The sequence below is a fragment of the Pseudomonas batumici genome, assembly GCF_000820515.1.
Lineage (GTDB): Bacteria > Pseudomonadota > Gammaproteobacteria > Pseudomonadales > Pseudomonadaceae > Aquipseudomonas > Aquipseudomonas batumici.
The window spans coordinates 86,106-107,843 of sequence record NZ_JXDG01000020.1 but is presented as its reverse complement, the minus strand read 5'-3'; the positions used below and the strand labels follow the sequence as shown (position 1 = coordinate 107,843).

Below are 21,738 nucleotides of genomic sequence, written 5' to 3'. Positions count from 1 at the left end.
TGACATGCAAGACGACGATTTTTCCCTGTTCAAAAGCGAGATCCGCGGCGTCAAGCCGATCAAGCATGACCGGGCCGACACCGGCAAGCCCAGGTCCGACCGGGCACAACTGGCCAAGCTGCGCCAGGCGGCCACGGTACGGGTCCAGGACATCGCGGTGGACGGGCTGTCCGACCAGTTCGTCATCGACGTCGGCCCGGAAGACGAGCTGTACTGGGCCCGCGACGGGGTCCAGGAAAGCCAGATGCGCAAGCTCAAGATCGGCCAGATCCCGTTCGAAGGCAGCCTCGACCTGCACGGCATGAGTGTGGAAAAGGCCCGGGAAACCCTCTGGGCGTTTCTCGCCGAGGCGACGAAATTCGAGATCCGTTGCGTGCGCGTCACCCACGGCAAGGCCGTGCGCCTGGACGGCAAGCGCCCGATGATCAAGAGCCACGTCAACACCTGGCTGCGCCAGCACGCCCAGGTCCTGGGTTTCACCTCCTGCCAGCCGAAACATGGCGGCGCGGGCGCGGTGTATGTGATGCTCAAGCGCACCATGATGGAAGGTCGCGACGAGTAGGCGGACCGTCATCGAATTTGCAGGCGGCTGCCAGCCGCCGTATCCTTGCTCCTTTGCGTAGACTCCCACAGGTAGCTTCATGTCCCTGGAACAGAATTACACAGCGATCCTCGGTCAACTCGGCGAGGACGTCTCCCGCGAGGGCCTGCTGGACACGCCCAAGCGTGCCGCCAAAGCCATGCAGTACCTTTGCCGCGGCTACGAACAGACCCTGGAAGAAGTCACCAACGGTGCCTTGTTCAGCTCCGACAACAGCGAAATGGTGCTGGTCAAGGACATCGAGCTCTACTCGCTGTGCGAACACCACCTGCTGCCGTTCATCGGCAAGGCCCACGTGGCCTACATCCCGAGCGGCAAGGTACTGGGGCTGTCCAAGGTCGCCCGCATCGTCGACATGTATGCCCGGCGCCTGCAGATCCAGGAAAACCTCAGCCGCCAGATCGCCGACGCGGTCCAGCAGGTGACCGGTGCCCTGGGCGTGGCCGTGGTGATCGAAGCCCAGCACATGTGCATGATGATGCGCGGCGTGGAGAAGCAGAATTCGTCGATGATCACCTCGGTGATGCTCGGTGAGTTCCGCGAAAACGCGGCGACCCGCAGCGAGTTCCTGGCGCTGATCAAGTAAGATCCTGCGACATGAAAAAACCGGCGCTCATCGCCGGTTTTTTTCGCACGGTAAAAATCAGGTAAGCTGCGCGCCCTTCTCCACCGCCTGCGAGGCTATATCGTGTTCGTCAAAGCCCTTCGAGTCGGCCTGGGCCAGCTCATCATCCTCATCGATTTCCTCACCCGCCCACGCAAGCAGCAACGCTCCGCGCCGGACCAGGCCAAGGTCGATGCCGCCGCCCGGGACCTGACCCTGTATCAGTTCCACGCCTGCCCGTTCTGCGTGAAGACCCGCCGCACCCTGCGCCGCCTGAACGTGCCGGTGGCGCTGCGTGATGCCAAGAACAACGAACAGGACCGCCAGACCCTGCTCGAGCAAGGCGGCAAGATCAAGGTGCCGTGCCTGCGCATCGAAGAAAATGGCCAGACCACCTGGATGTACGAATCCAAGGTGATCATCGACTACCTGCAAACGCGCTTTGCCGCCGCCTGAAGCCAGCCACCTTCATTTCCGGCAGCCTGGGAAAGCAGATTTCCGATAGAACCTGACCGGCGACGAAACTGCCCGCACCAGAAAAAATAAACCGGCCCTGAGGCCGGTTTAGGTGTTTGCGAATTTGCCGATCAATCCAGCATGCCGACATGCTTCGGATGGCTCGCCACCCGTTGCAACCAGGCCTGGATAGCCGGATAGGCGCTCAGGTCGAAGCCGCCCTGATGCGCGACATGGGTATAGGCATACAACGCGATGTCGGCGATCGAATAGTGCTCGCCCACCAGGTACGGGGTTTGCTGAAGCTGCTTCTCCATCACCTTCAATGCCTTGTGCCCACGCTTCTGCAGCTTGAGGTATTCCTCCCGACGTTCCTCCGGCAAGCCCAGGTAGAACTCGATGAAGCGCGCCACCGCGATGTAGGGTTCGTGGCTGTATTGCTCGAAGAACTGCCATTGCAGCACCTGGGTGCGCAAACGCGGCTCGCTGGGCAGGAATTCACTGCCGTCGGCCAGGAAGTTGAGAATCGCGTTGGATTCCCACAGGCAGGTGCCGTCTTCCAGCTCCAGCACCGGCACCTTGCCGTTGGGGTTCTTCGCCAGGAATTCCGGCGTCTCGGTGTCGCCCTTGAGGATGTCCACCGGGTGCCAGCGGTACTCCTGCCCCAGCAGGTGCAGCATCAGCTTGATCTTGTAGCAATTGCCCGACTGGTAATCACCATAAACCTTGTACATGGCCCTCCCCTTAAGCCGCCTGTGCGGCCTGTGCATGACGGATGACAGCGGCCAGGCGCTTGAGACCTTCGTCCAGGCGCTCCGGTGCGATGTGACTGAAATTAAGACGAAGATTACCCGGATTACGCTCCGGTTCGGCAAAAAAAGGTTCGCCGGGCATGAACGCGACATCCCGGTTCAGCGCCTCGGCAAGCAAGGTGCGGGTGTCCAGCGGCTGCTTGAGGGTCAACCAGAAGAACAACCCGCCCTGCGGCACCTGCCAATCGGCCAGCTCGCCGAAGTGCCGCTCCAGCGCCTGCTGGAAGGCATCCCGTCGGACCCGGTAGAAGTCGCGTAGTTGCACCAGGTGCTGGCGATATTTTTCCGTGCCGATCCACTGCAACGCCTGCCACTGGCCGATGCGATTGGTATGCAGGTCCGCCGACTGCTTGAGCTTGAGCAGATGGGGGAACAGGTCCGGGCTGGCGATCAGGTAGCCGACCCGCAGCCCAGGGGCCAGGGTCTTGGAAACGGTGCCGGTGTAGATCCAGCTGGCGCGCTGCAATCGGCCGGCAATGGGTATGGCATTGACGCCATCGTAACTGAGCTCGCGATAGGGCTCGTCCTCGATCAAGGTCACGCCGAACTCGTCCAGCAACGCCGCTATGGCAGCCCGCTTGGTTTCGCTGTAGCAAACGGCGGATGGATTCTGAAAGGTCGGGATCAGGTAGATGAAGGCCGGCTTGTGTTTTTCCAGGCGGGCGCGCAGTTGAAGCAGATCAGGCCCGTCATGTTCCTGAGGGATGGTCAGGCAATCGGCGCCGAACAGTTGGAAGATCTGCAAGGCCGCCAGGTAGGTCGGCCCTTCGAGGAGGATCTCGGTACCGGTGTCGATATGCAGCTTGGCCGCCAGGTCCAGGGTCTGCTGGGACCCGCTGACCACCAGCACCTGGCTGGCCTGGCAGTCGATACCCAGCGCCCGTGCCTCGGCGGCCAACGCCTCGCGCAGCGCCGGCTCGCCCTCACTCATGCCGTACTGGCCGAAGGCGACCGGCAGGTCCTCCCACTCCAACACCGGCAACATGGCTTCGGACGGCAGGCCGCCGGCAAAGGACATCACTTGCGGGCGCTGGGCGGCCGCGAGGATTTCGCGAATCAGGGAGCTTTTCAGACGGGTCACGCGTTCGGAGAAGGCCATGAGAGGTCACCGGTAGCCAAGTGGACGAAAAGTACGTCAAACTGCTTGACCGAAATTACGACGCTGAGAGTTGATACGTCAATATGTTTGACCTTAAAAATTCGAACGCCCAGCAGGACGCCATGCAGGCCTTCTTCTTCGGCTACCAGGCGTTCACCGCCAAGGCCGACGAAATGCTCGAGCGTCGCGGATTGAGCCGGGTGCACCAGCGCATCGTGTTTTTTATCGCCCGCTATCCGCAGGTGAGCGTCAAGGAATTGCTGGCCTTGCTCGGTGTCAGCAAGCAGGCGCTGAACATGCCGTTGCGCCAGTTGAGCGAAATGGATCTGGTGCGCAGCGTTGCGTCGGCAACCGACAAACGCAAGCGGCTGCTGTGCCTGACCGAGGACGGCGAGCACCTGGAAGCGTCATTGCGCCGCGAGCAGGTCAAGTTGCTGCAACGAGCGTTCGACCAGGCCGGGGAAGCCGCGGTGGACGGCTGGTTGGCGGTGAACCGGGCACTGGGGGAAAACCGCCCCGCTTGATACACGCGGACCTTGTAGGAGCCAGCTTGCTGGCGATGAACGCAAGAGCAGCGCGGTGATCCAGATTCTCCGCGTTATCGTTGACATCTATCGCCAGCAAGCTGGCTCCTACAGGTTTCGTGTCCCCTCCCCGCAAAACCTCGTCATCCGACGTATCGCACACAAATCAAAAAACATTATTTGCTTTATTTGTATACAAAAGCATAAATTCGTTTCGTGCGAGTTCCTGACTTCATAGTCAACAAACCCGTGCTGCCTCAAAGAGCCGCTGCCCGCCCCTGCGTCCGGCTCTGGAAATAACAATAAAACTCTTGAGGAGTACACGCTGTGGAAAGCCGCAAATCCGAAGCCTCCCTGCTGGACCTGTCGCCACCCTCGAGTTCCGGCCTGCTGGAACGCCTGTTCAAGCTCAGTTTGCATGGCACCACGGTGAAAACCGAGCTGATCGCCGGGGTGACCACCTTCATCACCATGGCCTACATCATCTTCGTCAACCCGAACATCATGGCCGACGCCGGTATCGACCATGGCGCGGCCTTTGTCGCCACCTGCATCGCCGCCGCCCTCGGCTGCCTGCTGATGGGCCTGTACGCCAACTGGCCGGTGGGATTGGCACCGGGCATGGGCCTGAACGCGTTCTTCACCTACACCGTGGTCGGCACCCTGGGCTACCACTGGGAAACCGCCCTCGGTGCGGTGTTCATCTCCGGCGTCCTGTTCATGGCCCTGACCCTGTCGAGGATCCGCGAATGGTTGCTCAACAGCATCCCCGTCAGCCTGCGCCATGCCATGGGGGCCGGAGTCGGGCTGTTTCTCGGGGTCATCGGCCTGAAGACCGCCGGGATCGTCGTCGCCAGCCCCGCCACCCTGATCCGCCTCGGCGCCCTGCATGAACCCGGTCCGCTGCTGGCCGCCCTGTGCTTCCTGATGATCGCGATCCTCAGCTACCACCGGGTATTCGGCGCCATCCTGATCAGCATCATCAGCGTGACCCTCGCAGGCTGGGGCCTGGGCCTGGTGCAATACCACGGCATCTTCTCCAGCCCGCCAAGCCTGGCCCCGACCTGGATGGCCATGGACCTGAAGGGCGTGTTCAACGTCAGCATGATCAGCGTGGTCCTGGCCTTCCTCTTCGTGCACATGTTCGACACCGCCGGCACCCTGATGGGCGTCGCCCAGCGCGCCGGCCTGGTGAAGGCCGACGGTCGCATCGAGAACCTGTCCCGGGCCATGAAGGCCGACAGCGTCTCCAGCGTATTCGGCGCGGTGGTCGGTGTCCCGCCGGTTACCAGCTACGTGGAAAGTGCCGCCGGAGTTGCAGCTGGTGGTCGGACTGGTCTGACCGCTGTTACTGTAGGCATACTGTTTGTCGCGGCCATGTTCTTCGCCCCGCTGGCTGGCATGATCCCTGCGTACGCGACCGCCGGCGCGCTGATTTACGTGGCGATGCTGATGATGAGTGGCATGGCGCATATCGAATGGAACGATGCGACGGACAGCATTCCGGCAATCGTCACCGCGATCATGATGCCGCTGACCTTCTCGGTTGCCGACGGCATCGCCCTGGGTTTTATCACCTACGTGGCGCTGAAGGCCGGGACCGGCAAGTTCAAGGATATTTCCATCAGCCTGTGGGTGCTGTGCGCCATCTTTATCGCCAAGTTCATCTTCCTGTAGAAGAGAACCCGCGGTAGTAACCGGCCCCATTTCGATGGGGCTTTCGTACGAAGGGAGAAACCTGATGAGTCTGGAAACCTGGTTGTTGTTCAGTGGCGCCGCCCTGGTGGTGATCCTTATCCCCGGGCCGCTGTCGCTGCTGATGATCAGCAACAGCCTGAACTATGGATTGCGGCGTTCATACCCGGCCTTTCTCGGCGGCGTCAGCGCCTCGATCTGCCTGTTGAGCGCTTCGGCCCTGGGTCTGGGAGCACTGCTGCTGGCTTCGGAGCGGTTGTTCAGCGCGCTGAAGATCGTCGGTGCGCTGTACCTGTTCTACCTCGCCTGGCAGAGCTGGCAACAATCGCGGCAGCCGGCCCGGGCGGCGAATGTGCCCGAAACCGCAGCGGTTCCGCGTTTTCGTGCCCTGTTTGGGCGCGCCTTCGTGCTCGGCGCGAGCAATCCGAAGGACATCCTGTTCTTCGCCGCGTTCCTGCCGCAGTTTCTCAAGGCCGACCAACCCTTCCTCGGCCAGTTGCTGGTGATGATCGCCACCTGGACCGTGCTGGACCTGCTGTGCAAGCTGGCCTACGGCCTTGGCGCCCATGGCGCGGCCGGTTACCTGCGCAGCGGCAAGGGGCAGAGCTGGTTCAACCGGATCAGCGCCGGGTTGTTCAGTGGCGCGGGCGCGGCGTCGTTGTTGAGCCGCTAGAGGTACAGGCCGGCAACGGCCCTTTCGCGGGGCATAAAAAAGCCCGCCAGTGTGAGCGGGCAAATGACCCAGGAAGCTGTTGCGCAGATGCTTGGGGAATCTAGCTTCCTCGGTAGGTCGAATAACTGTAGGGCGAGATCAGCAACGGCACGTGGTAGTGGTCCTGCTCGGCGCTGATACCGAAACGCAGCACCACCACGTCGAGGAACGCCGGCTCCGGCAGCGTCACGCCACGGGCCCGATAGTAGTCGCCGGCGTGGAACTGCAACTGATAGACCCCGGAGCGATAATCGGCCCCCTGCAGCAACGGCGCATCGCAGCGCCCGTCGCTGTTGGTCAGGGCGCTGGCGACCAGCTCCAGTTGTGCGCCTTCGACCCGATACAGCTCGACCTTGATCGAACTGCCGGGGCAGCCATGTGCGGCATCCAAAACATGTGTAGTCAAACGTCCCATTGATTCTGCGGACCGACCCGCCCTTCAGGCAGATCAGGCCTCGCGCCTCCCGGAGTCAGTGGATAAAGGAGAAGCCGCACCCTGGCGAAGCACGAGCCGGCGCGACCCGGAAATTATTAAGACACTTTTACAAAATATTGTACACAATAAATTCGGGATATTTTCCACCACCCCGGCCCCACGCCCGCCGGCCACGAATGGAGCGCTATCGCCCGCTGGTAAAAGCCCGGAAAACCATTAACTGACCGATCAGGCAAGTTTCTTGCAATGCTTTCCAAGGTGAATCCGGAGTGAAGGGCGTGGTCATCCAACAGAAAGAAATGCAAAAAAACGGGCTTACAAAACGAATATAAAGTTGTATACAATCACTCCATCGCCGTGACGCCACCCGGTTTCGACGGGGCACCACGCAACCGTCATCACGAACAAGAAGGAAGACTGCAGTGAGCGCCGACTACCCACGCGACCTGATCGGTTACGGCAGTAACCCGCCTCACCCCCACTGGCCGGGCAACGCCCGCATCGCCTTGTCCTTCGTGCTCAACTACGAGGAAGGCGGCGAACGCAACATCCTCCATGGCGACCCGGAATCCGAAGCCTTCCTTTCGGAGATGGTCGCCGCGCAACCCCTGCAGGGCGCGCGTAACATGAGCATGGAGTCGCTCTACGAGTATGGCAGCCGTGCCGGCGTGTGGCGGATTCTCAAGCTGTTCAAGCGCTTCGATATTCCCCTGACGGTCTTCGCCGTGGCCATGGCCGCCCAGCGTCACCCGGACGTGATCCGCGCCATGGTCCAGGCCGGCCACGAGATCTGCAGCCACGGCTACCGCTGGATCGACTACCAGTACATGGATGAGGCGCAGGAGCGCGAGCACCTGCTCGAAGCCATCCGCATCCTCACCGAAATCAGCGGCGAACGTCCGTTGGGTTGGTACACCGGGCGCACCGGGCCGAACACCCGCAAGCTGGTGATGGAGGAAGGCGGCTTCCTCTATGACTCGGACACCTATGACGACGACCTGCCCTACTGGGAACCCGACACCCCTACCGGCAAGCCGCACCTGGTGATCCCCTACACCCTCGACACCAACGACATGCGCTTCACCCAGGTGCAGGGCTTCAACACCGGCGACGATTTCTACCACTACCTCAAGGATGCCTTCGATGTGCTCTACGCCGAAGGTGCCGAGGCGCCGAAAATGCTCTCCATCGGCCTGCACTGCCGCCTGATCGGCCGCCCGGCACGCCTGGCCGCCCTCCAGCGCTTCATTGAATACGTCAAGGGTCATGAGCGGGTCTGGTTCAGCCGCCGGGTCGACATCGCACGCCACTGGCACGCCACCCACCCTTGCCCGGGAGCCGCGAAATGACCGCCTTCCAGACCCTCAAGCCATCGACCTTGAACCGCGCGGCCTTCGTCCAGGCCTTCGCCGATATCTACGAACATTCACCCTGGGTCGCCGAAAAGGCTTTCGACCTGGGCCAGGACGCCGGGCTCGACGAGATCGAGACCTTGCACCAGCGCATGAGCGACATCCTCTTGAGCGCCGATCACGCCAGCCAGCTGGCATTGATCAACGCCCACCCGGACCTGGCCGGCAAGGCCGCCGTCCAGGGCCAACTCACCGAAGCCAGCACCAACGAACAGGCCGGCGCCGGTATTCACCAATGCTCGAACGAGGAGTTCCAACGCTTTACCGAGCTGAACGAGGCCTATAAGACCAAGTTCAAGTTTCCCTTCATCATGGCGGTAAAAGGCAGCAACCGGCATCAGATCCTTGCCGCGTTCGAAGTGCGCATCCACAACCCGGTGGACACCGAGTTCCAGTGCGCGCTGGCCGAGATCAACAAGATCGCCCTGTTCCGTCTACTGACCCTTTAGCGAGCCGCGCCTGAACCCAGGCCCTGCAAGCCTCCCCCAGCCACCCATTAAAAGGCAGACAAAAAGCATGAAAGCTTACGCCGCACCTTTCGAGAAGTTCGTCAACCTGGCCGACGCCCGCCTGGGCACCAAGATCATCTCGGTCACCGACGACTGGTTCGCCGACGCCAACCGCCTGTTCCAGCCAACCCCGGCTGTCTGGAAGGAAGGTGTGTTCGATGACAACGGCAAATGGATGGACGGCTGGGAATCGCGCCGCAAGCGTTTCGAAGGCTACGACAGCGCGGTGATCCGCCTGGGCGTGCCCGGTTCCATCAAGGGCGTGGACATCGACACCTCGTTCTTCACCGGCAACTACCCGCCGTCAGCCTCGCTGGAAGCCTGCTTCCTGAGCAAGGGCGATCCGGACGAAAACACCCAGTGGGTCGAAGTGCTGTCGGCCGTCGAGCTGCAAGGCAACAGCCATCACTACCACGAAATCAGCAACGACCAGGCCTTCAGCCACCTGCGCTTCAATATCTATCCGGACGGTGGTGTCGCACGCCTGCGGGTCCATGGCATTCCGTTCCGTGACTGGTCGGCGGTGGGCGACAACGAACAGGTCGACCTGGCCTCCGCCCTCAACGGCGGTCGCGCCCTGGCCTGCTCGGACGAGCATTTCGGTCGCATGAGCAACATCCTCAACCCGGGTCGTGGCGTCAACATGGGCGACGGCTGGGAAACCGCGCGCCGGCGTACGCCGGGCAATGACTGGGTGATCGTGGCCCTGGGGCATCCGGGCGAGGTCGAGCAGATCATCGTCGACACCCTGCACTTCAAGGGCAACTACCCGGACAGCTGCTCGATCCAGGGCGCCTTCGTCAAGGGCGGCACCGACAGCCAGATCGAGACCCAGAGCCTGTTCTGGCGTGAACTGCTGCCGAGCCAGAAGCTGGAAATGCACCAGGAACACAGCTTCGCCGAACAGATCAAGGCGCTGGGCCCCATCACCCACATCCGCCTGAATGTATTCCCTGACGGCGGCGTGAGCCGGCTGCGAGTACTGGGCAAAATTTCAAAATAACAACGGCAACAACGAATTGGCGGTATGACATCGATCTGTGGGAGCCGGCTTGCTGGCGATGGCGTACTTGCCGACGCCATCGCCAGCAAGCTGGGCTCCTACAGGGAAGCGTCACACTGCCCTCCAAATTTCGAGATCAAGAAGAACCGCATGCGCACACTGACGATTGAACCGCTGAGCAAAGAAGCCTTCGCCCCTTTCGGTGACGTGATCGAAACCGACGGCAGCGCTCACTTCATGATCAACAACGGTTCGACCCAGCGCTTCCATCGTCTGGCGACGGTGCAAACCGCCACGCCGGACGACCAGGCAATCATCAGCATCTTCCGCGCCAACGCCCTGGAGATGCCCTTGACCGTACGCATGCTCGAACGCCATCCGCTGGGCAGCCAGGCTTTTATCCCGCTGCTCGGCAACCCCTTTCTGATCGTGGTCGCGCCCCTTGGCGATGCACCTGTATCAGGTCTGGTCCGCGCCTTTGTCAGCAATGGCAGGCAGGGCATCAATTACCATCGCGGCGTCTGGCACCACCCGGTGCTGACGATCGAAAAGCGGGATGACTTCCTGGTGGTTGATCGCAGTGGCTCCGGCAACAACTGCGATGAGCATTTCTTCAAAGAGGATGAGTACCTGATCCTCGCCCCCCACCAATAAGAGAAGGTCTGATCACTCCCGAAAAAGAGTGACAGGCGAGAGGTAAAGACTGTGCAAGCACATCTGATGGAATGGCTGAACCTGAGCGTGCGCTGGATTCACATGATCACCGGCGTGGCCTGGATCGGCGCGTCGTTCTACTTCGTCTGGCTGGAGAACAACCTCAACCGGGTCAACCCGAAGGAAGGCCTGGCGGGCGACCTGTGGGCGATCCACGGCGGCGGTATCTACCACCTGGAAAAATACAAGCTGGCCCCACCGACCATGCCGGACAACCTGCACTGGTTCAAATGGGAAGCCTACTTCACCTGGATCTCGGGGATCGCGCTGCTGTGCATCGTGTTCTACTCCAACCCCGTGCTCTACCTGGTGGCCCCCGGCAGCGGCCTGAGCGGCCCCGAGGGCGTGGCCATCGGCATCGGTGCGCTGATCGCCGGCTGGTTCGTCTACGATTTCCTCTGTGATTCGGCCCTGGGCAAGCGCCCGGCCCTGCTCGGCCTCATCCTGTTCGTGCTGCTGATTGCCGCCGCCTACGGGCTCAGCAAGGTGTTCAGCGGTCGCGGGGCGTACCTGCACGTCGGCGCGATCATCGGCACCATCATGGTCGGCAACGTGTTCCGCATCATCATGCCGGCCCAGCGCGCCCTGGTGGCGGCCATCGCCGAGAACCGCACGCCGGACCCGGCCCTGCCGGCCAAGGGCCTGCTGCGTTCGCGGCACAACAACTACTTCACCCTGCCGGTGCTGTTCATCATGATCAGCAACCACTTCCCGAGCACCTACGGCAGCCAGTACAACTGGTTGATCCTGGCCGGGATCGCGGTGCTGGCGGTGTTGGTGCGGCACTATTTCAACACCCGCCACAACAGCCACAAGTTTGCCTGGACCTTGCCGGTCGCGGCCTTGGGGATGATCTGCCTGGCTTATGTCACCGGCCCCGCGTCGACCCCGAGTGCACCGCAAGTGGCCAAGGCGCCGGAGAAGATCGAATACCAGCCCCTGCCGGAAACCGCGCTGGGCGGCAAGCCGGCCGAGACGACGGCAGCAGCACCAGCGGCGCCCGTCGCTGCGGTCGCACCGGCTGCTCCAACGCCAGCTCCAACTGCAGCGCCCACCGCGACGGCGAGTGCCGCCGATGTCAGCTTCGACAAGGTTCACAGTGTGATCCAGGAGCGCTGCGCGGTGTGCCATTCGGCCCAGCCCACCAGCCCGCTGTTCAGTTCGGCACCGGCGGGGGTGATCTTCGACACCCCGCAACAGATCCAGCAACTGGCCCCGCGCATCCAGGCCCAGGCCGTTGCCAGCCAGATCATGCCACTGGGCAACATCACCCAGATGACCCAGCAGGAACGTGACCTGATCGGTGCCTGGATCAACCAGGGCGCGCATACCAACTGAGACCTGAAGCTCAAGCTTTTTTGTGGCGAGTGGGCAAGCCCACTCACTACAAAAGTCCCATTCGCCACACAGGTGTAACCGATTCAAGAAGGCTGTTCGCAACCACACAGCGCTAAAACCACAAGAATAAAAAATCCGAGGTGTTGCATGTCCGAGTTATCCGAACCGCGCATCCCCGCCGCACCCGCTCTCCAGCGCCTGCCCCTGTTGCAACTGATCCTGGTGGGTCTGCAACACGTCCTGCTGATGTATGGAGGCGCCGTCGCCGTACCGCTGATCATCGGCCAGGCCGCCGGCCTGAGTCGTGAGGAAATCGCTTTTCTGATCAACGCCGACCTGCTGGTGGCCGGTATCGCCACCGTGGTGCAATCCCTCGGCATCGGCCCCATGGGCATCCGCATGCCGGTGATGATGGGGGCCAGCTTCGCCGCCGTCGGCAGCATGGTGGCCATGGCCGGCATGCCCGGCATCGGCATGCCCGGCATCTTCGGCGCCACCATCGCCGCCGGTTTCTTCGGCCTGCTCATCGCCCCATTCATGTCGAAAGTCGTGCGCTTCTTCCCCCCGCTGGTGACTGGCACGGTGATTACCGCCATCGGCCTCTCACTGTTCCCGGTGGCGGTCAACTGGGCCGGCGGCGGTAACACGGCGGTACCGTTCGGCTCGCCGATCTACCTCACGGTGGCCGCACTGGTACTGGCCACCATCCTGCTGATCAACCGCTTCATGCGCGGTTTCTGGGTCAATATCTCGGTGCTGATCGGCATGGTCCTGGGCTATGCCCTGTCCGGCGTCATAGGCATGGTCGACCTCGGCGGCCTGGCCCAGGCGCCCTGGCTGAAGGTGGTCACCCCGCTGCATTTCGGCCTGCCGCAGTTTCACCTGGCGCCGATCCTGTCCATGTGCCTGGTGGTAGTGATCATCTTCGTCGAGTCCACCGGGATGTTCCTGGCCCTGGGCAAGATCACCGGCCAGGACGTCACCCCGCGCATGCTCCGGCGCGGCTTGCTGTGCGACGCCGGCGCGTCGTTCCTCGCCGGTTTCTTCAACACCTTCACCCATTCCTCCTTCGCCCAGAACATCGGCCTGGTGCAGATGACCGGCGTGCGTTGCCGCTCGGTGACAGCGGTCGCCGGGCTCTTCCTGATCATCCTCAGCCTGCTGCCCAAGGCCGCGTTCCTGGTGGCCTCGATTCCGCCGGCGGTGCTGGGCGGCGCGGCCATCGCCATGTTCGGCATGGTGGCGGCCACCGGGATCAAGATCCTCCAGGAAGCCGACATCTCCGACCGGCGCAATCAGCTGCTGGTGGCGGTGAGCATCGGCATGGGTCTGATCCCCGTGGTGCGACCGGAGTTCTTCGCCCACCTGCCGTTGTGGATGGGTCCGATCACCCATAGCGGTATCGCCATGGCGACCCTGAGCGCCGTGTCCCTGAACCTGCTGTTCAACGTGCTGGGGGGCGCCGAACGGGCGGCACTCAGCGGGCATGTTCATCAGCACTGACGCCCTGGCCGGCGGATCCGAGCGCTCTGGAACGGGGCTCTTGAGCCCTGTGGCGCGAGTCAGTATGCTGCGCGCCCGCTCGAATCCGCTCGAACAAGCCATCGCCACCGACACCTGACCCAAGCGCCCCTTATCCCGGCGCGGGACAACCTCAAGGCCCATCGAAGCCCTCCCCGCTCGACTGTCCCGCAGACAGCCGGATGAGGAGCCTTTGACTCTTTTTCAGCTTGATCCAGCCCTTGCCAGGAGCAGGCGGGCTGGCCACTCGGTGGTGGCAAACAGAGAAAAAAGGCGCCAGCCCCAGAGCGCCGAACGACGGAATCGTGGAACCACTGACCTTAGGGAGCAACCCATGAAGCGCACTTGTACGAGCCTGATACTGTCCGCCGCCCTGCTGAGCGCGGGACCTGCCTGCGCAAGCGACCTGCTGCAATGGCAAAACAACAGCCTGACCTACCTGTACGGCAAGAATTTCACCGTCAATCCGCAGATCCAGCAGACCCTCACCTTCGAACACGCCGACGCCTGGAAATACGGCGACAACTTCTTCTTCCTCGACCGGATCTTCTACAACGGCAAGCCCGACCAGAATCTCGGCCCGAGCACCTACTACGGCGAGATCAGCCCGCGCCTGTCCATGGGCAAGATCTTCGACCGCTCGTTCGCCTTCGGCCCGGTCAAGGACGTCCTGCTGGCCCTGACCTATGAGTTCGGCGAAGGCGACACCAACGCCTACCTGTTCGGTCCCGGTTTCGACCTGGATGTACCGGGTTTCGACTACTTCCAGCTGAACTTCTACCAGCGCCACACCGACAGCAACCGCCCGGGCAGCAATATCTGGCAGATCACCCCGGTCTGGTCCTATACCCTGCCGGTGGGCAGCTCGGACGTGCTGATCGACGGCTACATGGACTGGGTGGTGGACAACGACCGCAACGCCAAGGGGGTCTACCACGCCAACCTGCACTTCAACCCGCAGATCAAGTACGACCTGGGCAAGGCCCTGCATTGGGGCGAAAAGCGACTCTATGTGGGTCTTGAATACGACTACTGGAAGAACAAGTACGGGGTCGAAAGCAGCACGGACTTCAAGACCAACCAGGACACCGCGAGCCTGTTGATCAAGTACCACTTCTGATGGCGGTGGGCGCTTGAGAACCGCGTGAATCTCATGGGAGCGAACTTGCCGGAGATGGGGTCAGTGGCGCCCATCGCGAGCAAGCTCGCTCCTCCAACAAATATCGCTGTGAATGTGCGGGAGAGGCATTCTTGAGCCTTGCGCAAACCCGGTGCTACCATGCCCAACCGCCCGGGCCGGCAAGGAAAAACCTGGTTTATGAGCACCATCCGCGAACGCAACCGAGAACTGATCCTGCGCGCCGCCAGCGAAGAGTTCGCCGACAAGGGCTTCGCCGCCACCAAGACCAGCGATATCGCGGCCAAGGCCGGCCTGCCCAAGCCCAACGTCTACTACTACTTCAAGTCCAAGGACAACCTCTATCGCGAGGTGCTGGAAAGCATCATCGAGCCGATCCTCCGGGCCTCGACACCGTTCAACCCCGAAGGTGTGCCCGCTGAAGTGCTGGCCGGCTATATCCGCTCGAAGATCCGTATCTCCCGCGACCTGCCTTTCGCGTCCAAGGTCTTCGCCAGCGAAATCATGCACGGCGCGCCGCACCTGAGCGCCGAGCAGGTGGAACAGCTCAACGCCCAGGCCCGGCACAATATCGCCTGCATCCAGAGCTGGATCGACCGCGGCCTGATCGCCCCGCTCGATCCCCATCACCTGATGTTCAGCATCTGGGCCGCGACCCAGACCTATGCCGATTTCGACTGGCAGATCTCCTCGATCACCGGCAAGGCCAAGCTGGAAGATGCCGACTATGAGGCAGCGGCACAGACCATCGTGCGGCTGGTGCTCAAGGGCTGTGAACCGGACCGGTAGACCGTGGCGTCTATCAGACTGACACCCCGGCATCCGCCACCAGCCCTAACGCCTCGACCGCGCTGATCGCGCACTGCTCGTCGATATCCGATGTATCGCCAGTGATCCCGATCGCACCGATCACCTTCCCGTCCTGATCGCGAATCAACACGCCACCCGGCGCCGGTACCACGCTGCCCTGCCCCAGGCTGTTCAACGCCGCCACGAACGCCGGCCGTTGCTGCGCATCCAGCGCCAGCAATCGCGACCCTTTACCCAGGGCTATCGCGCCCCAGGCCTTGCCGATGGCGATCTGCGGACGCAGCAGGCTCGCCCCGTCCTCGCGCTGCAGCGTCACCAGGTGTCCGCCGCCATCCAGCACCGCAATGGTCAGTGGCGCCGCCGAAATGGCCCGGCCGGCGGCAATCGCCTGACTGGCCAGGCTGACTGCGAGATTCAAGGTTAAAGCGCTCATGGTGCCGTCCTTATAGGTGAGGGGAAAGCCGTTGACGCTCCGCTTCAGGAGCCGTCCGCCAAAACAAATAGAACACAACAAACAATATTTTTGTATACAAAAATAGCAATATACGCAGCTAAATCCACTCAGACACCCGATAAATGGCCCTGGAACGAATCTTCATATCGTTCGAGAAAAGGCATTGACCTTCGCCACCTGCCATGAATACACTCGCCACACAGCAACTTGTATACAATTACAAAACGCAAGAGGCACAAAATAATGAGCAAAATGAGAGCAATCGAAGCTGCCGTCCTGGTGATGTGTCGCGAAGGCGTGGACACCGCCTTCGGCATTCCCGGTGCCGCGATCAACCCGCTGTACAGCGCGTTGCAGAAAGTCGGCGGTATCGATCACGTCCTCGCTCGTCATGTCGAAGGCGCCTCGCACATGGCCGAGGGCTACACCCGCGCCAAGGCCGGCAATATCGGCGTGTGCATCGGCACCTCGGGCCCGGCCGGCACCGACATGGTCACCGGCCTGTACAGCGCCAGCGCCGACTCGATCCCGATCCTCTGCATCACCGGCCAGGCACCGCGGGCACGGCTGCACAAGGAAGACTTCCAGGCCGTGGACATCACCAGCATCGTCAAGCCGGTGACCAAGTGGGCAACCACCGTGCTCGAACCCGGCCAGGTGCCCTACGCCTTCCAGAAGGCCTTTTATGAAATGCGCTCCGGCCGCCCCGGTCCGGTGCTGATCGACCTGCCGTTCGACGTGCAGATGGCCCAGATCGAATTCGATATCGATGCCTACCAACCGCTGCCCCTGGCCAAACCAAGCGCCACGCGGATTCAGGTCGAGAAGGCCCTGGCCCTGCTCGACCAGGCCGAACACCCCCTGCTGGTGGCCGGTGGCGGCATCATCAACGCCGATGCCAGCGAGTTGCTGGTGGAGTTCGCCGAACTGACCGGCATTCCGGTGATCCCGACCCTGATGGGCTGGGGCACGATTGCCGACGACCACCCGCTGATGGTCGGCATGGTCGGGCTGCAGACCTCCCACCGCTACGGCAATGCCACGCTGCTCAAATCCGATCTCGTGCTGGGTATCGGCAACCGTTGGGCCAACCGTCACACCGGCTCCGTGGAGGTCTACACCGAAGGCCGCAAGTTCATTCACGTGGACATCGAACCGACCCAGATCGGCCGCGTGTTCACCCCGGACCTGGGCATCGTTTCCGACGCCGCCTCGGCCCTGACCGTCTTTATCGAAGTGGCCCGTGAATGGCAGGCCGCCGGCAAGCTGAAGGATCGCAGTGCCTGGCTCAAGGATTGCCAGCAACGCAAGGCCAGCCTGCAGCGCAAGACCCACTTCGACAACGTGCCGGTCAAGCCGCAGCGCGTCTATGAAGAGATGAACCAGGTGTTCGGCAAGGACACCTGCTACGTCAGCACCATCGGCCTGTCGCAGATTGCCGGCGCGCAGTTCCTCCACGTCTACAAGCCACGGCACTGGATCAACTGCGGCCAGGCCGGCCCCCTGGGCTGGACCATTCCGGCCGCGCTGGGGGTGGTCAAGGCCGACCCGGACCGCAAGGTGGTGGCACTGTCCGGCGACTATGACTTCCAGTTCATGATCGAGGAACTGGCGGTGGGGGCGCAGTTCAAGCTGCCCTATATCCACGTGGTGGTGAACAACTCCTACCTGGGGCTGATCCGCCAGGCCCAGCGCGGCTTCGACATGGACTACTGCGTGCAACTGTCCTTCGACAACCTCAATGCGCCAGAACTCAACGGTTATGGCGTGGACCACGTGGCCGTCGCCGAAGGCCTGGGTTGCAAGGCCCTGCGGGTGTTCGAGCCGGAGCAGATCCAGGGCGCGCTGCGTCAGGCCCAGGCGATGATCGAAGAGTTCAGGGTGCCGGTGATGGTCGAGATCATCCTGGAACGGGTGACCAATATTTCCATGGGCACCGAGATCAACGCCATCAACGAGTTCGAAGACCTGGCGCTGGTCGGCAACGATGCGCCGACGGCGATTGCGCTGCTCGACTGACCTACCAAGGAGACCACCATGCCACGCTTTGCCGCCAACCTCTCCATGCTGTTCACCGAACAGGATTTCCTGGCCCGCTTCAAGGCCGCCGCCGATGCCGGTTTCAGCGGTGTGGAATACCTGTTCCCCTATGACTTCAATTCGGCCGAGATCAAGGCGCAGCTCGACGCCCACGGCCTGACCCAGGTGTTGTTCAACCTGCCGGCCGGTGATTGGGCCAAGGGCGAGCGCGGGATTGCCTGCCACCCGGACCGGGTCGAGGAGTTCCGCGCCGGGGTCGACCTGGCCATCGCCTATGCCCAGGTGCTGGGCAATACCCAGATCAACTGCCTGGCCGGCATCCGCCCCCAGGGCTTCGACGACGCCTTCCTGGAAAAGACCTTCGTCGACAACCTCAAGTACGCCGCCGGCAAGCTTGAAGCCGTCGGCATCCGCTTGGTGATGGAAGCGATCAACACCCGCGATATCCCTGGTTTCTACCTGAACACCACGGCCCAGGCCCTGTCGATTCGCCAGCAGGTGGGCAGCGCCAACCTGTTCCTGCAATACGACATCTACCACATGCAGATCATGGAGGGTGACCTGGCGCGGACCCTGTCCGACCACCTGGCCGAGATCAACCATGTGCAACTGGCCGACAACCCCGGGCGGCATGAACCGGGGACCGGGGAAATCAACTACCGGTTCCTGTTCGAGCACCTGGAACGCATCGGTTATCAGGGCTGGGTCGGCTGCGAATACAAGCCACTGACCAGCACCGAAGCCGGGCTGGGCTGGTTGAAAACCCATAACGCACTATAAGAAGAGGACGTTCTCATGGCTAAAATCGGTTTTATCGGCACCGGTATCATGGGCCACCCCATGGCCGCCAACCTGCAAAAGGCAGGTCACAGCCTGTTCCTGTCCAACCACCACGACGCCGCTCCGGTCGACCTGGTCAGCGCCGGCGCGGTTGCCCTGGCGAACCCCAAGGAAGTCGCCCAGGAAGCCGAATTCATCATCGTCATGGTGCCGGACACCCCGCAGGTCGAGGACGTGCTGTTTCGTGCCGACGGCATTGCCGCCGGCGTCGGCCCGGGCAAGATCGTCATCGACATGAGCTCGATCTCCCCCACTGCCACCAAGGCGTTCGCGGCCCGGATCAATGAAACCGGCGCGCAGTACCTCGACGCCCCGGTGTCCGGCGGTGAAGTCGGCGCCAAGGCCGCCACCCTGAGCATCATGGTCGGCGGCGACGCCCAGGCCTTCGCCCGCGCCCTGCCGCTGTTCCAGAACATGGGCAAGAACATCACCCTGGTGGGGGGCAACGGTGACGGCCAGACCGCCAAGGTGGCGAACCAGATCATCGTCGCCCTGAACATCCAGGCGGTGGCCGAGGCGCTGCTGTTCGCGGCGAAGAACGGCGCCGACCCGGCCAAGGTGCGTGAAGCGCTGATGGGCGGCTTTGCCTCGTCGAAAATCCTCGAAGTGCATGGCGAGCGCATGATCAAGGGCACCTTCGACCCGGGCTTCCGCATCAGCCTGCACCAGAAGGACCTGAACCTGGCCCTGGCCGGTGCCCGCGAGCTGAACATCAACCTGCCGAACACCGCCAATGCCCAGCAGGTATTCAGCACCTGCGCGGCCATCGGCGGCAGCCAGTGGGACCATTCGGCGCTGATCAAGGGCCTGGAGCACATGGCGAATTTCTCGATTCGCGAGCGCTAGAGCCCGGCAGCCCGTTTCGGCTGAACGCGGTCCTTGTGATTTCGACTGAACGCAATCCTTGTAGGAGCCGGCTTGCTGGCGATGAGGCCCGTGAGCCTTGCATCGCCTGATCGGCCGCTATCGCCAGCAAGCTGGGCTCCTACAGTTGATTGCGTTCGGCCTTGATTGAAGCGTTTGCCCTGACACACCACCATGCCCAAGATCGCCAACACGCCCCACTGCCCCGACTGGGCGACCGCCCTGCTCAACGGCTTCAGCCAGATTTTCCTCCAGCGCCATCCGCTCTGCGGCCTGTGCTGCCTGCTGGCAATTGTCCTGACAGCGCCATCGCTGCTCGGCGGCGCGCTGCTGGGCGGCCTGGCCGGCCTGCTCACCGCCCAACGTCGCGGCTACCCCAAGGCCGAACGCCAGGCCGGTCTCTACAGCTACAACGGTGTGCTGCTGGGCCTGCTGATCAGCCTGCAATTGCCCTGGTCGGCCCTGATTCCGCCGCTGATCATCGCTGCCTCGGGCCTGGGCGCGATCCTGGTCCGGCAATGGCTCAAGCACACCGACGACGCTCAAAGCCTGCCCGCCTACACCGCCCCCTTTGTCGGCGTGGGCTGGCTGTTGCTGGCGTTCGCCACCCAGGGCCAGCCGCACAGCTTGCCGCCGCCACTCGACGGCACCCTCGCCTATGCCAACGCCACCCTCATGGGCCTGGGCCAGATCATGTTCCTCGACCACCCCCTCGCGGGTCTGTCGATCCTCATCGGACTGCTGCTCGCCAATCGCCGGGCTGCCGCCTGGGCCGCCCTCGGTAGTGCAGCCGGGCTGGCATTCGCCCTCCTCCATGATCCTTCGCCACAAGCCCTGCTCGGACTGGCCGGCTACAACCCGGCCCTGGTAGCGCTCGCCTTGAGCCAGCAGCATCGCACGCCGTGGCCGACGCTGATCGGCATCGTCCTGGCGATCGTGCTGACACCCGGCTTTTCCGCCCTCGGCCTTGCACCGTTGACCGCACCCTTTATCCTCGCCTGCTGGCTGATCCGCGCCGGGGCCCGCGTGCTGCGCCAGACAGGCAACAGCAGACCGCAGTCCCAATGCTGGCCGGCAAAGGAAACGGGATCCTGAAAGCACTGCAAAATCCTGTGGGAGCCGGCTTGCCGGCGATGAGGCCCTCAAGTCATGCATCGCCCGTAAGGCCGCCATCGCCGGCAAGCCGGCTCCTACAAGGGACCGTACCCAATGCCCCAAAAGCCCGCCGGCTTGCGCATTGACCGGCAATCCCCCAGGCTTTGCGCATCCATAGCTTGGGCAACACCTCATGAACAGTAACAACGACTGGCGCCAGCGGCTCTACGTCATGGTTTTCCAATCCGACACCGTCGCCGGCAGGCGCTTCGACAAAATCCTCCTGCTGATCATTCTCGCCAGCCTGGTGACCGTGATCCTCGACAGCATCGAGAGCTTTCACCAACACTTCGCCGACGCCCTGGCCTATATCGAATGGGGCTTCACCCTGGTCTTCGCCGTCGAGTACCTGGTGCGCCTGTACTGCTCGCCCAGGCCGCTGCGCTACGCCTTCAGCTTCTACGGGCTGGTGGACCTGCTGGCCATCGTGCCGGGGATCCTCGCGCTCTACTACAGCGACGCCCAATACCTGCTGATCATCCGTATCATCCGCATGCTGCGGATCTTCCGGGTACTCAAGCTCGGGCCGTACCTGAAACAGGCCCACTATCTGCTCGACGCCCTGCGCGGCAGCAAGCAGAAGATCCTGGTGTTCCTGCTCAGCGTCTGCACCCTGGTGACCGTGTTCGGCACCCTGATGTATGTGGTCGAAGGCCCGGAACATGGCTTTACCAGCATTCCCAAGGGCATCTACTGGGCTATCGTTACCCTCACCACGGTGGGTTATGGCGATATCGTGCCCAAGACCGTACTGGGCCAGGTGATTTCATCCCTGGTGATGATCACCGGTTACTCGATCATCGCCGTGCCCACCGGGATCTTCACCGCCGAACTGGCCAGTGCCATGCGCGGCGATTCGCACAAGCACGACTGCCCGGTCTGCGGGAAAAACAGCCACGAACCGGAAGCCTCTTTCTGCTCCCGTTGCGGGAATGCGCTATACACCAAAATAGAATAAGCAAAGTATTTTTTAATCTTTAAATGACTATACCAGCACCGTT

23 protein-coding genes are annotated in these 21,738 nt (G+C 62.4%); 19 read left to right on the top strand and 4 right to left on the bottom strand.

The window, feature by feature from the left end; genetic code table 11:
- Positions 1–4: 4 nt before the first annotated feature.
- The 3 genes from UCMB321_RS09655 (at position 5) to UCMB321_RS09645 (ending at position 1,661) form a co-directional block, all read left to right on the top strand.
- Positions 5–562, top strand: coding sequence for a Smr/MutS family protein (locus tag UCMB321_RS09655; protein ID WP_040065812.1), 558 nt, complete (start codon positions 5–7; stop codon positions 560–562).
- Between the two features lie 79 nt (positions 563–641).
- Positions 642–1,187, top strand: a complete 546-nt coding sequence (gene folE / locus UCMB321_RS09650; protein ID WP_017131545.1) for a GTP cyclohydrolase I FolE — start codon at positions 642–644, stop codon at positions 1,185–1,187.
- Positions 1,188–1,289: 102 nt separating this feature from the next.
- Complete coding sequence (locus tag UCMB321_RS09645) at positions 1,290–1,661, top strand: glutathione S-transferase N-terminal domain-containing protein (protein WP_040065809.1); 372 nt, start codon at positions 1,290–1,292, stop codon at positions 1,659–1,661.
- A 131-nt stretch (positions 1,662–1,792) separates the two neighbouring features.
- Here UCMB321_RS09645 and UCMB321_RS09640 read toward each other — a convergent pair whose 3' ends face one another.
- Both UCMB321_RS09640 and UCMB321_RS09635 read right to left on the bottom strand, forming a co-directional pair.
- Positions 1,793–2,395: a glutathione S-transferase family protein gene (locus tag UCMB321_RS09640; protein WP_040065807.1), complete on the bottom strand. Its 603-nt coding sequence runs from the start codon at positions 2,393–2,395 to the stop codon at positions 1,793–1,795.
- 10 nt (positions 2,396–2,405) lie between these two features.
- Complete coding sequence (locus UCMB321_RS09635) at positions 2,406–3,572, bottom strand: aminotransferase-like domain-containing protein (protein WP_040065805.1); 1,167 nt, start codon at positions 3,570–3,572, stop codon at positions 2,406–2,408.
- Positions 3,573–3,655: 83 nt separating this feature from the next.
- Here UCMB321_RS09635 and UCMB321_RS09630 point away from each other — a divergent pair, with 83 nt between their 5' ends.
- The 3 genes from UCMB321_RS09630 (at position 3,656) to UCMB321_RS09620 (ending at position 6,464) form a co-directional block, all read left to right on the top strand.
- Positions 3,656–4,096 (top strand): MarR family winged helix-turn-helix transcriptional regulator, encoded by a 441-nt coding sequence (locus UCMB321_RS09630; protein ID WP_040065804.1) that lies wholly within the window; start codon positions 3,656–3,658, stop codon positions 4,094–4,096.
- Positions 4,097–4,423: 327 nt separating this feature from the next.
- Entirely contained in the window at positions 4,424–5,773 is a 1,350-nt protein-coding gene (locus UCMB321_RS09625) for an NCS2 family permease (protein ID WP_040065803.1), read from the top strand.
- A gap of 64 nt (positions 5,774–5,837) precedes the next feature.
- A complete protein-coding gene (locus tag UCMB321_RS09620; protein WP_040065802.1) occupies positions 5,838–6,464 on the top strand; it encodes a LysE family translocator in 627 nt (208 codons plus the stop codon).
- Positions 6,465–6,564: 100 nt separating this feature from the next.
- Here UCMB321_RS09620 and uraH read toward each other — a convergent pair whose 3' ends face one another.
- Positions 6,565–6,918 carry a hydroxyisourate hydrolase gene (gene uraH / locus UCMB321_RS09615; protein ID WP_040065801.1) on the bottom strand — a complete coding sequence of 118 codons (354 nt, stop codon included), beginning with the start codon at positions 6,916–6,918 and terminating at the stop codon, positions 6,565–6,567.
- Positions 6,919–7,361: 443 nt separating this feature from the next.
- Between uraH and puuE the strand changes: the two genes are divergently transcribed.
- The 8 genes from puuE to UCMB321_RS09575 all read left to right on the top strand — a co-directional run bounded on the left by puuE (position 7,362) and on the right by UCMB321_RS09575 (position 15,363).
- Positions 7,362–8,288 carry an allantoinase PuuE gene (puuE, locus tag UCMB321_RS09610; RefSeq protein ID WP_040065800.1) on the top strand — a complete coding sequence of 309 codons (927 nt, stop codon included), beginning with the start codon at positions 7,362–7,364 and terminating at the stop codon, positions 8,286–8,288.
- Positions 8,285–8,800 carry a 2-oxo-4-hydroxy-4-carboxy-5-ureidoimidazoline decarboxylase gene (gene uraD / locus UCMB321_RS09605; RefSeq protein ID WP_040065799.1) on the top strand — a complete coding sequence of 172 codons (516 nt, stop codon included), beginning with the start codon at positions 8,285–8,287 and terminating at the stop codon, positions 8,798–8,800. The genes puuE and uraD overlap by 4 nt, the downstream gene beginning before the upstream one ends.
- Positions 8,801–8,867: 67 nt before the next feature.
- On the top strand, positions 8,868–9,863 hold the full coding sequence (alc, locus tag UCMB321_RS09600) for an allantoicase (protein ID WP_040065796.1): 996 nt from the start codon (positions 8,868–8,870) through the stop codon (positions 9,861–9,863).
- A gap of 150 nt (positions 9,864–10,013) precedes the next feature.
- Positions 10,014–10,517, top strand: a complete 504-nt coding sequence (locus UCMB321_RS09595) for an ureidoglycolate lyase (RefSeq protein ID WP_040065794.1) — start codon at positions 10,014–10,016, stop codon at positions 10,515–10,517.
- A 51-nt stretch (positions 10,518–10,568) separates the two neighbouring features.
- The gene (locus tag UCMB321_RS09590) at positions 10,569–11,915 is read left to right on the top strand and encodes a urate hydroxylase PuuD (RefSeq protein WP_040065792.1); all 1,347 of its coding nucleotides are present in this window, start codon (positions 10,569–10,571) and stop codon (positions 11,913–11,915) included.
- A gap of 147 nt (positions 11,916–12,062) precedes the next feature.
- Positions 12,063–13,418, top strand: a complete 1,356-nt coding sequence (locus UCMB321_RS09585; protein WP_040065790.1) for a nucleobase:cation symporter-2 family protein — start codon at positions 12,063–12,065, stop codon at positions 13,416–13,418.
- Positions 13,419–13,770: 352 nt separating this feature from the next.
- On the top strand, positions 13,771–14,556 hold the full coding sequence (locus tag UCMB321_RS09580; RefSeq protein WP_040065788.1) for an outer membrane protein OmpK: 786 nt from the start codon (positions 13,771–13,773) through the stop codon (positions 14,554–14,556).
- A 198-nt stretch (positions 14,557–14,754) separates the two neighbouring features.
- Entirely contained in the window at positions 14,755–15,363 is a 609-nt protein-coding gene (locus UCMB321_RS09575) for a TetR/AcrR family transcriptional regulator (protein WP_040065786.1), read from the top strand.
- 13 nt (positions 15,364–15,376) lie between these two features.
- Here the strand turns inward: UCMB321_RS09575 and UCMB321_RS09570 are convergent, their stop codons facing one another.
- Positions 15,377–15,817 (bottom strand): GlcG/HbpS family heme-binding protein, encoded by a 441-nt coding sequence (locus UCMB321_RS09570; protein ID WP_040065782.1) that lies wholly within the window; start codon positions 15,815–15,817, stop codon positions 15,377–15,379.
- A 264-nt stretch (positions 15,818–16,081) separates the two neighbouring features.
- Here UCMB321_RS09570 and gcl point away from each other — a divergent pair, with 264 nt between their 5' ends.
- The 5 genes from gcl to UCMB321_RS09545 all read left to right on the top strand — a co-directional run bounded on the left by gcl (position 16,082) and on the right by UCMB321_RS09545 (position 21,695).
- Positions 16,082–17,857, top strand: a complete 1,776-nt coding sequence (gcl, locus tag UCMB321_RS09565; RefSeq protein ID WP_040065781.1) for a glyoxylate carboligase — start codon at positions 16,082–16,084, stop codon at positions 17,855–17,857.
- Between the two features lie 18 nt (positions 17,858–17,875).
- On the top strand, positions 17,876–18,658 hold the full coding sequence (gene hyi / locus UCMB321_RS09560; RefSeq protein ID WP_040065780.1) for a hydroxypyruvate isomerase: 783 nt from the start codon (positions 17,876–17,878) through the stop codon (positions 18,656–18,658).
- Positions 18,659–18,673: 15 nt separating this feature from the next.
- Positions 18,674–19,564, top strand: coding sequence for a 2-hydroxy-3-oxopropionate reductase (locus UCMB321_RS09555; protein WP_040065779.1), 891 nt, complete (start codon positions 18,674–18,676; stop codon positions 19,562–19,564).
- 192 nt (positions 19,565–19,756) lie between these two features.
- The gene (locus UCMB321_RS09550) at positions 19,757–20,677 is read left to right on the top strand and encodes an urea transporter (RefSeq protein WP_040065778.1); all 921 of its coding nucleotides are present in this window, start codon (positions 19,757–19,759) and stop codon (positions 20,675–20,677) included.
- A 193-nt stretch (positions 20,678–20,870) separates the two neighbouring features.
- Entirely contained in the window at positions 20,871–21,695 is an 825-nt protein-coding gene (locus tag UCMB321_RS09545) for an ion transporter (RefSeq protein ID WP_040065777.1), read from the top strand.
- Positions 21,696–21,738 lie beyond the last annotated feature (43 nt).